10 protein-coding genes are annotated in these 14,081 nt (G+C 61.2%); 5 read left to right on the top strand and 5 right to left on the bottom strand.

Going from position 1 to position 14,081, the window contains the following annotated elements:
- Window positions 1-21 precede the first annotated feature (21 nt).
- From ACM6IV_RS20065 to ACM6IV_RS20055, 3 genes are read left to right on the top strand one after another with little or no spacing between them, the layout of a single operon-like run.
- Entirely contained in the window at window positions 22-831 is an 810-nt protein-coding gene (locus ACM6IV_RS20065) for a MetQ/NlpA family ABC transporter substrate-binding protein (RefSeq protein ID WP_414871335.1), read from the top strand.
- A gap of 2 nt (window positions 832-833) precedes the next feature.
- Window positions 834-1,955, top strand: a complete 1,122-nt coding sequence (locus tag ACM6IV_RS20060; protein ID WP_414871334.1) for a methionine ABC transporter ATP-binding protein — start codon at window positions 834-836, stop codon at window positions 1,953-1,955.
- Window positions 1,945-2,589, top strand: a complete 645-nt coding sequence (locus tag ACM6IV_RS20055; protein WP_414871333.1) for a methionine ABC transporter permease — start codon at window positions 1,945-1,947, stop codon at window positions 2,587-2,589. The genes ACM6IV_RS20060 and ACM6IV_RS20055 overlap by 11 nt, the downstream gene beginning before the upstream one ends.
- Window positions 2,590-2,683: 94 nt before the next feature.
- On the opposite strand, the gene ACM6IV_RS20050 is transcribed toward ACM6IV_RS20055, so the two are convergent.
- Window positions 2,684-4,159: a hypothetical protein gene (locus ACM6IV_RS20050; RefSeq protein ID WP_414871332.1), complete on the bottom strand. Its 1,476-nt coding sequence runs from the start codon at window positions 4,157-4,159 to the stop codon at window positions 2,684-2,686.
- 230 nt (window positions 4,160-4,389) lie between these two features.
- Between ACM6IV_RS20050 and ACM6IV_RS20045 the strand changes: the two genes are divergently transcribed.
- Window positions 4,390-5,016, top strand: a complete 627-nt coding sequence (locus tag ACM6IV_RS20045; protein ID WP_414871331.1) for a class I SAM-dependent methyltransferase — start codon at window positions 4,390-4,392, stop codon at window positions 5,014-5,016.
- Between the two features lies 1 nt (window position 5,017).
- On the opposite strand, the gene ACM6IV_RS20040 is transcribed toward ACM6IV_RS20045, so the two are convergent.
- From ACM6IV_RS20040 to ACM6IV_RS20025, 4 genes are all read right to left on the bottom strand, one after another.
- On the bottom strand, window positions 5,018-7,270 hold the full coding sequence (locus ACM6IV_RS20040) for a glycoside hydrolase (RefSeq protein ID WP_414871330.1): 2,253 nt from the start codon (window positions 7,268-7,270) through the stop codon (window positions 5,018-5,020).
- A gap of 89 nt (window positions 7,271-7,359) precedes the next feature.
- Window positions 7,360-10,425: an efflux RND transporter permease subunit gene (locus tag ACM6IV_RS20035; protein ID WP_414871329.1), complete on the bottom strand. Its 3,066-nt coding sequence runs from the start codon at window positions 10,423-10,425 to the stop codon at window positions 7,360-7,362.
- Entirely contained in the window at window positions 10,422-11,486 is a 1,065-nt protein-coding gene (locus tag ACM6IV_RS20030) for an efflux RND transporter periplasmic adaptor subunit (RefSeq protein ID WP_414871328.1), read from the bottom strand. Before ACM6IV_RS20030 ends, ACM6IV_RS20035 begins: the two co-directional genes overlap by 4 nt.
- Window positions 11,483-12,586 carry an efflux RND transporter periplasmic adaptor subunit gene (locus tag ACM6IV_RS20025; protein ID WP_414871327.1) on the bottom strand — a complete coding sequence of 368 codons (1,104 nt, stop codon included), beginning with the start codon at window positions 12,584-12,586 and terminating at the stop codon, window positions 11,483-11,485. Before ACM6IV_RS20025 ends, ACM6IV_RS20030 begins: the two co-directional genes overlap by 4 nt.
- 156 nt (window positions 12,587-12,742) lie before the next feature.
- Between ACM6IV_RS20025 and ACM6IV_RS20020 the strand changes: the two genes are divergently transcribed.
- Window positions 12,743-13,939 carry an AAA family ATPase gene (locus tag ACM6IV_RS20020; RefSeq protein ID WP_414871326.1) on the top strand — a complete coding sequence of 399 codons (1,197 nt, stop codon included), beginning with the start codon at window positions 12,743-12,745 and terminating at the stop codon, window positions 13,937-13,939.
- Window positions 13,940-14,081: the final 142 nt, after the last annotated feature.

Genomic DNA, 14,081 nt, shown 5'->3' with positions numbered 1-14,081 from the left:
GCACTGACTGGAAAAACCACCATGACCAAAAAATCCCTGTCCCACCCAGTCAAAGCACTGGCCCTGGCCCTCGGCCTGTTCAGCTCGGCAGTGTTCGCCGCCGATGCGCCGCTGAAAATCGGCACCACCGCCGCCTTCGCCATTCCGCTGGAAGCTGCCGTCGAAGAGGCCTCCAAACAAGGCCTGAAGGTCGAGCTGGTGGAGTTCACCGACTGGATCGCACCGAACGTCAGCCTCGCCGCCGGCGACATCGACGTGAACTACTTCCAGCACATCCCGTTCCTGGAAAACGCCAAAGCCGCCTCGGGTTTTGACCTGGTGCCGTTCGCGCCGGGGATCATCAACAACGTCGGTCTCTACTCGAAAAAATACAAAAGCTTCGACGAGTTGCCCGAAGGCGCCAGCGTCGCCATCGCCAACGATCCGATCAACAGCGGGCGCGGCCTGCAACTGTTGGCCAAGGCCGGTTTGATCACGCTGAAACCGGGCGTTGGCTACAAAGCCACCGAAGACGACATCGTCGCCAATCCGAAGAAAATCAAAATCCTCCAGGTCGAAGCTGTGCAATTGGTCCGCGCCTACGACGACGCCGATCTGGTCCAGGGTTACCCGGCGTACATTCGTCTGGCGAAGACCTTCGATGCCGGTTCCGCATTGCTGTTCGACGGCCTCGATCACAAGGAGTACGTGATTCAGTTCGTCATCCAGCCGAAGAGCAAAACCGACCCGCGCCTGATCAAATTCGTCGACATCTACCAGCACTCGCCGGTCGTTCGCGCCGCGCTGGATAAGGCCCACGGCAAGCTGTACCAAGCCGGTTGGGAAAGCTGAACATGACGGCCGCGATCCAACGGCGACTGGAGATTCCAGAGCCACACAATGCTGAAAAAACCGAGCTGCACCCCGAGCTGAATCGCGCTCACGTTCGTTTCATCGGGCTGGGCAAAACCTACAACGGCCGACAAGGCCCGGTTGCGGCACTGCAGGGCATCGATCTGGCGATTCAGCGCGGCGAAGTGTTCGGCATTATCGGGCGCAGCGGCGCGGGCAAGTCGTCGCTGATTCGCACCATCAATCGACTGGAGCAGCCGACGTCTGGGCGGGTGTTGATCGATCAGGTCGACATTGGCGAGTTCGATGAAGACCGCCTCGTCGCTTTGCGCCGGCGCATCGGCATGATCTTCCAGCACTTCAATCTGATGTCGGCCAAGACGGTTTGGCAGAACGTCGAATTGCCACTGAAAGTCGCTGGTGTGCCGAAAGCGCAACGCGAAAAAAAGGTTCGCGAACTGCTCGATCTGGTTGGCCTGCAAGCCAAGCACACGGCTTATCCGGCACAACTCTCCGGCGGGCAGAAACAGCGCGTCGGCATCGCCCGCGCGCTGGTGCATGACCCGGATATTCTGCTGTGTGATGAGGCCACTTCGGCGCTCGACCCGGAAACCACCCAGTCAATCCTCGGCCTGCTGCGCGAGATCAACCAGCGTCTTGGCCTGACCATCGTTTTGATCACCCATGAGATGGCGGTGATCCGCGAAATCTGCGACCGCGTTGTCGTGCTCGAGCACGGACGGGTAGTCGAACAAGGCCCGGTCTGGGAAGTGTTCGGCAATCCGCAACATGAGGTCAGCCAGACCTTGCTGGCGCCGCTGCAACACGTGTTGCCGCAGGAGTTGCAGAGTCGTTTGCAAACGCGGTCCCCCTCCTCCGACGCTGCTGTGGTGTTGCGTTTGCAATTCACCGGCAGTGCCAGTGATGAGCCGGATCTGGCAGCCCTTTTCGCTGCACTGGGTGGCCGGGTGAAGTTGCTTCAGGGCGGTGTCGAGCGGATTCAGGGGCATGCGCTGGGGCAATTGTTGTTGGCCGTCAGCGGCTCGGCGTTGAGTGCTGAGCAATTAAGTGAACGCGCCGCGCCGTGGGCACAACGCGTGGAGGTAGTGGGTTATGTGGTTTGATCGTTTGTTGCAGGGTTTCATCGACACGTTTCTGATGGTCGGCGTGTCATCGCTGATTGCGCTGCTGGTGGGGATTCCCATGGCGGTGGTTCTGGTCACCAGCGACAAGGGCGGGATCTACGAAGCGCCGGTGCTGAATCGTGCGCTGGGCGCGTTCGTGAACCTGTTTCGCTCGATCCCGTTTCTGATTCTGATGGTCGCGCTGATTCCGTTTACCCGGTTGATTGTCGGCACCACGTACGGTGTCTGGGCTGCCGTGGTGCCGCTGACGATTGCGGCGACGCCGTTCTTTGCGCGGATTGCCGAGGTGAGCCTGCGCGAGGTCGATCACGGCTTGATCGAAGCGGCGCAGGCCATGGGCTGCCGGCGCTGGCACATCGTCTGGCATGTGCTGTTGCCGGAAGCGCTGCCGGGGATTGTCGGCGGTTTCACCATAACCCTGGTGACGATGATCAACTCGTCGGCCATGGCCGGGGCGATTGGCGCGGGCGGGTTGGGCGACATCGCCTATCGCTACGGCTATCAGCGCTTCGACAGCCAGATCATGTTGACGGTGATCGTGTTGCTGGTGGCGTTGGTGGCGGTGATTCAGTTGGGTGGGGATCGGTTGGCACGGGGCCTCAACAAACGCTAATCAAGAACGTCATTCAACGTTGAGGGGACTCATCACGATAGGCCCTGGCAACACCGATGTCGGAGATAAAGCGCTCTGTACCCCAAACCTTGGCTCATCCGTTAACCAGACTCTTCAACCACTCATCATCCGCAAGGTGCGCCTGATGCAGGCGCTGCAAATCATGGGCGGCGCAGATAATGCTGTCGGCGTTCCTTGCCGCCATTTGCGCCCTCACCGCCGCACTGCTGTTGAACAGGATCAGGGCCGTATCGATGTCTTGAACCCCTGCAACCCCTGAGTGTTCGCGCACGCCCGCTACGAACCAGGAAAGGTTGATGCCGAAGGCGTTCAGGTAATCCAGGGTGAGTCCGCCCTGCATGATCACCTCGGAGATGCCGCGCCACTCCGAGTCGTGAGCCGGCACAGGACGGTTCAGAGATGACTGCGCCCGGATATCCAGATAAAAGTAATCCCGCGTGCTGGGGCCAATGCTTTTGAAGCGGCTGATGCGCGCTGTATGCAAGAACTCATGGCCCAAAAGTACACGCAGCGTGTTATCCCGAATCTCGGACAGATTGATAAAAATCCGCCCGTGAAAATCATCGGGATTCATCCAGCCCTGACGCAGCTCAGTGCTGGAAAGCACGCCGTTGATCTTGTTCACACCCCACACGCCCTGATATTCCGCAGACAGCGACTGCCCTCGTTGCAAAGCGTCGATGAGTCGGGATTTGATAATGCGATGAGCGCTTCCAAAGTAGCTTGCCAGCACCTTGTCGGTCTCGCCGTAATTGGCGCGAATGGCCGATTGCGCATCGGTAAAGATACGCTCTACCGCAAGTAGCTCCGAGCGCACGATGGCGGCTTTTTCCTCCGGGAACTGCCGCAGGCCGCGAGCAGCCAGAACCTCACCCTCTGTCATTGCCGTCTCGAAACGGTCGTTCTGCCCGTCATGCACGGCGATTGGCACTTCGTTCTCGGCATCCGGCCTGTGATGCCCCGCGTCGGACGGATCGTCTGGCGCGCCCTGCACTTTTGCGCGTGGTTGATGCTCCGGGCTGTGCGCCCGCACCGAAAAATCGACGGCGTTGCCGATGTCGGAAAGAGGCTGCGACGGCGCAAGCGCCCAGGCCATCGTCTGGCGGTCGAGAACGAGCAACGGCCCCGGTGCCAGTTCCGATGCCAGGCGTGCCCTGCACCTGTCCGTCCCGGGAGCCTGGCGAACCTGGACCACGCCTCCCTGAACCAGATTGACATAATGATTGCCCTTGTAGGTCCAGAAGCCTTGAGCATTTACCTCGGGGGTTGCGGCCAGGGTCGTCAACACATAACGCTCCAGTGACCGGACATCGGCGTTGAGCGATTTGATCGGAGTCTGTAGCGCAGTGACCGTAATCGCCGGGGTCGATGGCCGCCTTGTCGCGTCTGACGTAGTGATGGTCTCTGATTCGCCGTTGATTGAAAGGTGCGCAACCTTGACCGGAGGGCCGTCCGCAGAGCTGCCACTGCGGCGCACAGGAGGCGAAACGGTGTCTGCGGCGGGGCGAGGCGACGACGAATGAGTGCCGGTTTTGCGAACAACGACCATGGAAATGTCCTTTTATTGAGTAATCCCTGGAAAAACGCGGAAGAAATCGCGAAAGCCGTCTACCGCGCGGGGGCGTCATTCCAATGCAATGTTGATGAGCGGGGGCGGTACATATGTATTGCACACGAAAGGTTTTTTTATGCTTGTCACACCCTGTGCGAGATGGACGAAACCGCAGCACGGCGGGTTGGCGTATATTTGCCGGATTCCGATGACCCGGGCAGCCGACCATGAAACAGACCCCCACCGACCTCGAACAGATCACCGCCACCACCCTCGGCCACTACAACGCGGTGGCCGAAGACTTCCGCAAAGGCACCCGCGATCACGACGTCAGCCAGAACATCGATGCGTTGCTGCGGCATATTCAAGGTGCGGCGCCGTTCACGATTCTGGATTTCGGCTGTGGGCCGGGGCGGGACTTACAGACCTTTACGCGCATGGGGCACATCGCCGTGGGTCTCGACGGTTCGCAGGAGTTTGCGCGAATGGCCCGCGAGGACAGTGGCTGCGAGGTGTGGCAGCAGGACTTCCTCAAGCTCGATCTGCCGGCCGAACGCTTCGACGGGATTTTTGCCAACGCGGTTTTGTTTCATGTGCCATTGCAGGAGTTGCCACGGGTACTGAAGCAATTGCACGGCACGTTGAAATCCGGTGGCGTGTTGTTCAGTTCCAACCCGCGTGGGGATAATCGCGAAGGCTGGAACGGGCCGCGTTATGGCTCGTATCACGATCTGGAGGCGTGGCGCGCATTACTCACCTGCGCCGGATTCGTCGAACTGGAACACTACTTCCGTCCCGCAGGCCTGCCGCGCGACCAGCAGCCGTGGCTGGCCAGCGTCTGGCGCAAGGGTTGAGTCAGGGAGTCGCCCGCACCTGGTATTGCTTGGCTGTTCCGTCAGGCAGCAACACCACAAGGCTTTCGCCCGGCAAGCGGCGGCCATCCACTTGACGCGGCGCTGGATCAAAATTGGCCAACAGCCGAGTGCCGTCTTCGAACGTGGTCTGCTGCACCCGTCGATCTTCGCTCAGCCAATGGAAGCCGATGAGTGCCTGAGTCGCCAGGCGCTCATGCAATGGACGGAAAAATGCATCCTGCCGGGCCATCAGCGGCAGTCGCTGCGCCAGCGTTGCCGCACTCAGGTGGTACAGCGGCGGTACGTTGTAGAGCAATTGCGTGAGTTCGTTTTCCACTCTGACGTTGCCCAGTTTCAGACTGTCGAACAACCAGTGATGGGTGGTGATGAGCGATCCATGGAACACCGCCTGGTATAACGGCAATCGACTGGCCGGATCAAAGTGGATGCGCCGCAACGATTCCTTCAGGGGTACGGATTTGAAGAACACGGCCGGTTGTTCCGGCGGAAACCACTTGCCGACAAAGTAGGCGGAGTCGCTGTTCTGGCTCATATCGGCGTCGCCCCAGCCGATCACCGGTGTCTGCATGCCATGAGCGAACAGTACGCCTTGAGCCGTCGTCGCATTGCCGTCTTCGGAGCCGCTGGGCAATTGCAGCACTTCATTGATCCAGCGTGACGCCCCGACGTTGCCTTCGGCGTTCTGTGCCTGTGTCATTGGCGCGTCCGCACGATAGCTGTCGAACAACATGCCGGTGGCGTAGGCATCGAGAAACCAGCTGTTGAAACCGGCGGCGACGCTAAGCGCTTTGACCCGTTGCTCAAGCAAAGGGCGCACGCAACGCGGGTCGGTGTAATGACCCGACTGCTGGAAGCCGCTTTTCATCGTGCGATTTTCCAGCACGATGGCGCATTCACGGTAAGCCCTGTCACCCAGATGCGCGGTGGTCCAGTCTGCATTCTCGTCTCGACTCAGCGCGGTCTCGTAAGAATCATAAGGCGCAAGCAGATACCCCGCCTGCACGCCCGCGCGAACCGCCTCGGGATGCCAGAGACCGCCCTCCCAGCCCTCCCCAAGCCCCAACCACAGGCGCGGCAGTCCGGCGTTCTGCAATCGCTCAATCGTAGCCTGCGACAGAGTGCTGCCCCATTGCTCGGGATTGGCTGTCAAGGCACCGGCAAATTCGCCGGCCAGTTGCCCGCGCAAGGCGACATAACCGCTGACCAGTGCCTGCATGTCCGGCACCGCGCGGCCCTGCCAGGTTTTGCGCGCCCGGGTGTTCAACGCGCGATTGAGGCTGCGCAGCAGCACGCCTTGCTGATAACGATTGAGCGGCGTTTTGGCGGCGAGCAACTGCAAGGCTTCACGATCCATGCCGTCGCGCAAGGCGCCGGCAAGGTGGCTCGGACCGCGCAACTTGCCAAGCAACACTGACCAGTTGCGCACATCCTTTGGCCCGAGCAGATCGTTGCCCCACAGGTAGACATGACTGGCGCCCAACAGCTTTCGCGACGCCGGTGTTTTCTCAAGCTTGCTGCTCAGGCTTTCGTGACGCCCCGTGTCGATCAGCCATTGTCGGTAGCGCTTGGCGCCGGCCAGCGGCTCGGCGTCCCCCAGAAACAGGCTGAACGTCAGCGCTGTCGACGGCTTGAGTGACGTAAATTGATGCCGCACCGACAAAGCCAGCGTATCGCCCTCAGCGCTGAACAGCAGTTGATTGTTGTAAGGGTTGGTCAGCAACCAGCTGAGGCTGAATCCCTCATGCTCGACACCCCAGATCGGCAGGCTCAGATCCTGGGTGGCATTGAGCGTCCCCTGACTCAACAAAAACGCTTGCCATACCGGGTCGCCGCGCGGCACGTAACGCCCTTCGGCCAAGGGCCAGATCAGCCCTTTGCCCATGGCGCTGCCGGGTTGGCGCAAAAACTCAAGCTCAGCCGGCGCACGTGTGGTGATCGAGAAGCTCAGGTCGCGTTGGTCGAGATCAACGCTCAATGACCAGGCGCCATCGTCCCATGCCCAGTCGACGCGATTGTCGCGTTGCACCAGATTGCTGACCCGGTGCGCAGCGACACCGGTCGACGCCTGCACCGTTGTGCTGTTGGCCGGGGTGACCCGCACGGCAAGCGTGGCGGGGTCGAGCTGCACGCGCCACAGCGGGTTTTCCAGAAACAGGTCGGCCAGCGATGGGGCCGACAGGCACAAGCCGGCCACAAACAGTGGCGGGCGCAGCCAGCAAGCGACAGTCGACATCGGCGTCCCTCCTCCATATGGAGGAAGGACGTTAACGCATGGCATCACGGCTGTAAGTCAGACCGTTCCCAAAGGTGTAACAGGCGCGATCAGTGCGACGAGGACGAAGCGTCCTGTTTCGGCTCGCGAATCTTGTACCAGGCCACATACAGCGCCGGCAGGAACAGCAGCGTGAGCAAGGTCGCCACCACAATCCCGCCAATCATCGCGTACGCCATCGGGCCCCAGAACACTTCCCGGGCAATCGGGATCATGCCCATGCTCGCCGCAGCGGCGGTGAGCAGGATCGGCCGGCGCCGGTGTTCGGTGGCTTCGACCACCGCATCCCACGGTGCATAGCCTTTCTGCTCGAACTCATCAATCTGCGTCACCAGAATCACCGAGTTACGGATGATGATGCCGATCAGCGCCAGAATCCCCAATATCGCCACAAAGCCCATCGGCGTGCCGGTCGGCACCAGCGCCAGCACCACACCGATCAGCCCCAGCGGCGCGACACTGGCGACGAGGAACATCTTCTGCACGCTGTGCAACTGGATCATCAGGAAGGTCGCCATCAAAAACAGCATCAACGGCAAGACCTTGGCAATCGGTCCCTGGGCCTTGCCGCTTTCCTCGACCGTACCGCCGGTGGCGACTTTGTAGCCGACCGGCAGTTTCTCGGCGAAGGCATCAATCGATGGTTTGAGGAGTTTCACCAGGTCGGTCGGCTGGATCTCGTCGCGTACCGAAGCCTTGATGGTGATCGTCGGCAAGCGGTCGCGACGCCACACCAGCGGTTGCTCCAGTTCATAACGCACAGTGGCGAACGCCAGCAGCGGAATCGACGTGCCGCTCGGCGTGACGATCTGCAGGTTTTGCAGGGTTTCCGGTGTACCGCGTTCGGAATCCACCGCACGCCCGACCACATTGACCAGATAGATATCGTCATCGACCTGAGTCAACGGCGAACCGCTGACAATGCTGTTCATCAGGTTCGCCACGTCTTCGGACGACAGCCCGAGCTGGCGTGCCTTGTCCTGGGCGATGTCGATGCGCAAAACTTTGCCTGGCTCGTTCCAGTCGTAAATGATCTCGCCGATGTGCGAATTCTTGTCCAGTTCGGTGGCCAGGTCGATGGCGTGCTTGCGCACCTGATCGATATCCTTGCCGCTGATCCGGTACTGGATCGGACGCCCCACCGGCGGGCCCATTTCCAGTGCCTGCACGTAACTGCCGATGCCGACGAAGTCCTTGTGCAAGCGCTCGCGCAGGCGTTGGCTCAAGGCTTCACGGGCCTCGAAATCCTTGCTGACGATCACCAGTTGCGCGTAGTACGGGTTCTGCAATTGCTGGTCGAGGGGCAGGTAGAAACGGATCGCGCCCTGACCGATGTAAGTGCTCCAGCGCACGATGTCCGGATCACCCTTGAGCGTCGCTTCGAGCTTGTCGACGGCTTTGCGGGTTTCGTCGATCGAGGCGTTTTGCGGCAGGTTAAGGTCGACGAGAATTTCCGGACGGTCCGAAGACGGGAAAAACTGGTTTTGCACAAAGCGCATGCAAAACACCGCCAGCACGAACAACAGCACGGTAATCCCGATCGCCCACCAGCGGTTGCGCATGGCCCACAGCAGACCACCATTGAACGCGCGCCCGATGCGGCCCGGTTCGGCCTCATGGGGTTTCACGTTGGCACTGAGGATGTGCACACCGATCACCGGAGCGAAGAACACCGCCACCACCCACGACACCAGCATCGCCACGGCGATCACCGCGAACAGGGTGAAGGTGTACTCACCGGCGGAGCTGGCATTGAGGCCAATCGGTACGAACCCGGCCACGGTCACCAGTGTACCGGTGAGCATCGGGAACGCCGTCGAGGTGTAAGCGAAGGTCGCCGCCTGCTCGCGGGTCTCGCCCATTTCCAGACGCGTGACCATCATCTCCACGGTGATCATCGCATCGTCCACCAGCAGGCCGAGGGCGATGATCAGCGCGCCGAGGGAAATCCGCTGCATGGTGATGCCGCTGTATTCCATGAACACAAACACCATCGCCAGCACCAGCGGAATCGAGCACGCCACCACCAGACCGGCGCGCACGCCGAGGCTGATAAAACTCACCACCAGCACGATGATCACCGCTTCGAACAGCGCGCTGGTGAAGCCGCCGACGGCCTCTTCCACCACCACGGCCTGATCGGACACCGTGTGCACGCCGACGCCCACCGGCAAGTCCGCCGTCAGTTGGTCGATACGCGCGTGCAGAGCCTTACCGAATTCCTGAACGTTGCCACCCTTCTGCATGGCAATGGCCAGACCGATCGCCGGTTTGCCATCGAAGCGGAATTCCGGGGTGGCCGGGTCGACGTAACCCCGGCTGATCTCGGCAATGTCGGCCAGACGATAGAAGCGGTCATTGAGCTTGAGGTTGACCTCGGCCAGATCCTTCTCCGAGGCGAACTGCCCCGAGGTTCGTACGGAAATCCGCTCGGGACCGGCCTCGATCACCCCCGCCGGGGTTACGGCGTTCTGCGATTGCAGGCTGTCCACCACCTGACGCTGGTCGATGCCCAGCGCAGCCAGTTTGCGCGTAGAGAAGTTCAGGTAAATCACTTCATCCTGCTGGCCGACCATTTCGATCTTGCCCAGCCCCGGCACGTTGCGGATCTCGGCCCGGGCCTGTTCGACGTAATCGCGCAGCTGACGCATGGTCAGGCCGTCAGCGGTGAAGGCGTAGACCGAACCGTACACATCGCCGAACTCGTCGTTGAACCCCGGGCCTTGAATGCCTTGGGGAAACTGCCCGCGAATGTCGTCGATTTTCTTGCGCACCTGGTACCAGATTTCCGGGATGTCCTTGGCGCTGGTGGTGTCGCGCAGGTAAACGTACACCGTCGACTCACCGGGGCGCGTGTAGCTTTTCACGTAGTCGAGGGAATCGAGTTCTTCGAGTTTTTTCTCGATGCGGTCGGTGACCTGCTTGAGGGTTTCCTCCTGGGTCGCGCCCGGCCATTTGGTCTGGATCACCATGGTCTTGATGGTGAACGATGGGTCTTCCTCGCGCCCCAGATTGAAGTACGAGAACACGCCCATCAGCAATGCGACGAACATCAGGTACCAGACGAATGACTGATGCTTGAGGGCCCATTCGGAGAGGTTGAAAGAGCCTTTCATTGACTGTCCTCGTCAAGTTTCACGGATTGTCCGGGTTTGAGGCTGTTGACGCCGGCGCTGACCACGCGCTCGCCGTTCTTCACACCGCCCGCCAGCACCACGCTGCTGTCGGTGCGGCTGATCACCGTGATGTCGCGCGGGCTGACGGTTTTGTTTTGCGTGTCGATTACCCAGATCCGCGATTTGCCGTCCACCTCCTGCAACGCGGTAAGGGGCAATTCGATGCGCGGTTTGATCGCCGAACTCAGGGTCACGCTGATCGCCGTGCCGAGGCGGAAGCCGTCCGGCGTATCGGCCAGGGTCAGGCGTGCCCGCCGGGTGCGCGTAGCGCTTTGCGCCTGCGGTTCGATCTCGCGGATGACCGCGGTGGTGTTGATGCTCGGGTCGAGTTGCGCGGCCACGGAAAACACCACGTCGCTGGGGATCTGATCGACCAGGGTGTCGGGCAGATCGATCACCGCTTCCTTGATGTCGGGTTGCGCCAGTGTCACTACTTGCTGGCCGGCGGTAACGACCTGCCCGGCCTCGGCGTTCCATGCGGTGACCACGGCGCGATGGTCGGAGCGCAGTTCGGTGTAGCTGAGTTGATCCTTGCTCTGGTTGACCGCTGCACGCGCCTGATCGAGCGAGGCCTGGGTGGTTTTCAGGTCGGTCGTGGCAATGTCCAGTTGTGCCTGCGCACCGACACCGCGATCGAACAGCGCCTGCTGCCGCCGCGCGTTGGCTTGCGCGTTGATCAATTGCGCCTGGACTCTCGCCAGATCGCCCTGAGCCGAGCGCAACTGGTTTTGCTGGTCGGACGGGTCGAGGGTGGCGAGCAGCGTGCCCTTCTCCACTTCGGCGCCGACATCGACGTTGCGGCTGGCGATACGGCCACCGACCCGGAAACCGGTGTTGCTCTCGTAGCGCGCCTGAATGCTGCCGGCAAAGCGCCCGAGACTTTCTTCACTCAAGGCTTCAATCTTGACCGACAGCACCGGACGTACCGGCTCCGGTGGCGGCTCTTTCTTCGAACAGGCGGCCAACAACACGGCCATGGGTAACAGCCACAGGCGCTTCATGGCTGTGCTCCCGGTTGCAGATCCTTGTAGGTATTTTCGGCAATCTCGACTTTCATGCCCGGGTGCAGCAACTGGCCGCCGGCGACGATGACTCTCTCGCCGCCCTTGAGGCCTTCGCTGATGATGACTTTGCCGGTCAGGTACCGGCCGACTGTGACGGTGTGCAGTTGCGCCTCGCCCTTGTCGTCGACCATCCATACCGCCGGGGCGCTGACGTTTTTCGTCAGCGCCGACCACGGCAGTTCAACCGCTGACTTGCCGGAGCCTTTGGCCGTGGCACTGACCACCGAACCGAGTTGCATGCCCGGCGGCAGTTTGTCGAGGCTGACTTTGACTTGCACGGTGCCGGATTGCGCCGATACCGCCGGGGTGACCTCACGCACGGTGCCGGTGGTGTTGATCTCGGGGTTGTCGAGCAGGCTGACAGTAATCCTGTTATCCGCAGGGCGCTCGGCCAGCAGGGATTCATACACGTTGAACACCGCGTCACGATCGCCATCGCGGGCCAGACTGAAAATCGGCGCCGTGGCCTGCACGACCTGGCCGACTTCGGCCTGACGCTCAGTGATGACGCCTGGGGCGTCGGCAATCAGAGAGGTGTAGCTGAGTTGATCCTTGGCATTGGCCAATTGCGCCTGCGCCGCGCTCAAGGCGCTCTGGCTGCTGCGCAATGCCGCTTGGGCGGAATCGTATTCACTCTGGCTGGTGTAACCCTTGGGCAGCAGTTTTTGCTGGCGCACGAACGCGGCCGCACTCTGTTTCACCCGCGCTTGTTCAGCGACGACCTGGGCCTGAGCCGAGTCGACGTTGGTCTGCAAATCCTTGGGGTCGAGCCTGGCCAGCACTTGTTTGGCCGTGACCCGATCACCGACGTCGACCATGCGCTGGATGATCTTGCCGCCGACACGGAACGACAACTGGGTCTGCACACGCGCCTGTACGTCACCGGTCAACGTCACCGAAGCCGCGTAATCCGTAGGTTTGACTTCCTGTACAAAGACCCTTGGCAGGTACTCCTGCGCGGGTTTCTTGTCGCCACAAGCGGTCAGCAAGGCCATGGCACTCAGGGCCACCACCACTTTCAATCCGGGACCCGCCATGCAGACTCCTTGGCATTTTTCGAGACTATCGGGACGATACGACTTCAGAGCTTAGAACAGGGTTCCCTGCTTGCACGTACGTCTTATGAAGAAAAGCCTGGCGCGTCAGTAACGGGTATCCTCTGATCCGTCAGCCGCACCTGTAAAAGGACTTCCATGCTCAACACTCTGGCAGTGGCCAATTACCGTTCGATCAACAAACTGGTGATTCCGCTCGGCCGGCTGAACCTGATCACCGGCCCCAACGGCAGCGGCAAATCCAACCTCTACCGGGCCTTGCGCCTGCTGGCGGAAACCGCCCAGGGCGGCGTGGTCAATGCGCTCGCCCGTGAGGGCGGGCTGGAATCAACCTTCTGGGCCGGGCCGGAAACCCTCAGCCGGCGCATGCGCAACGGTGAAGTGCCGATCCAGTCGACGGTACGCCAAGGCGTGAAGCGTCTGCGCCTGGGGTTCGCCGGGGAAGATTTCAGCTACTCGATCAGCCTCGGGCTGCCCGACTCCAACGGCCACTTCATGCTGCCCGAGCACTCGCGCCCCCTCCCTTCGCGATTCAGCCTCGACCCGCAGATCAAGCGCGAGTGTATCTGGGCCGGCCCGCTGTACCGACCCGCCAGCTTGCTGGTGGATCGCGACGGGCCGATGATCCGCGCACGCGCCGAGCGTAAATGGGATGTACTGGCACAGCACACACCGAATTTCGACAGTTTGTTTGATCAGGTCGGCAGCCTGCGCAGCTCGCCGGAAGTATTCCAGATGCGCGAGTTCATTCGCCGCTGGCGCTTTTACGATCACTTTCGCAGCGATGCCGAGGCGCCGGTGCGCCAACCGCAACTGGGCACGCGCACGCCAGTGCTGCATCACGATGGGCGGGACCTGGCGGCGGCGCTGCAGACGATCATCGAAATCGGCGACGGCGACGCCATGCGTGCGGCGATTACTGATGCGTTTCCCGGCGCACGGGTGCATATCGAAGCGCAGGCCGGTGGAAGATTTGCCATCGAGTTTTATCAGGAAGGTTTGTTGCGCCCGTTATCGGCGGCGGAGCTGTCGGACGGGACGTTGCGCTATCTGCTGCTGGTTGCAGCGCTGCTGACGCCGCGGCCGCCGTCGCTGATGGTGCTGAACGAGCCGGAAACCAGTCTGCACCCGGATCTGTTGCCGGCATTGGCGCGATTGATCATTCGCGCGTCGGAGCAGTGTCAGGTGTGGGTGGTGTCCCATGCGCGGCGGTTGATTTCAGCGTTGCAGGAAGACCCGGAGTGCAATTGCATCGTGCTGGAGAAAAACCTGGGGCAGACCGAGATTGTCGGCCAGCGGGTGCTGGATGAGCCGGCGTGGAACTGGCCGGATTGAGCGTTCAAGCCAAAAGCCCCTCACCCTAACCCTCTCCCAGAGGGAGAGGGGACTGATTGGGGGATGCTCAAGAGTGACGCCGACGTGAAAATGCATCTGTGAATCCATAATCGAAGTGACGCCGACGCGAAATGCGTCTGTG

The sequence above is a fragment of the Pseudomonas sp. IT-347P genome, from assembly GCF_949768005.1.
Taxonomy (GTDB): domain Bacteria; phylum Pseudomonadota; class Gammaproteobacteria; order Pseudomonadales; family Pseudomonadaceae; genus Aquipseudomonas.
The sequence above is the reverse complement of the archived record's forward strand: the minus strand, read 5'-3'. Positions and strand labels throughout refer to the sequence as shown.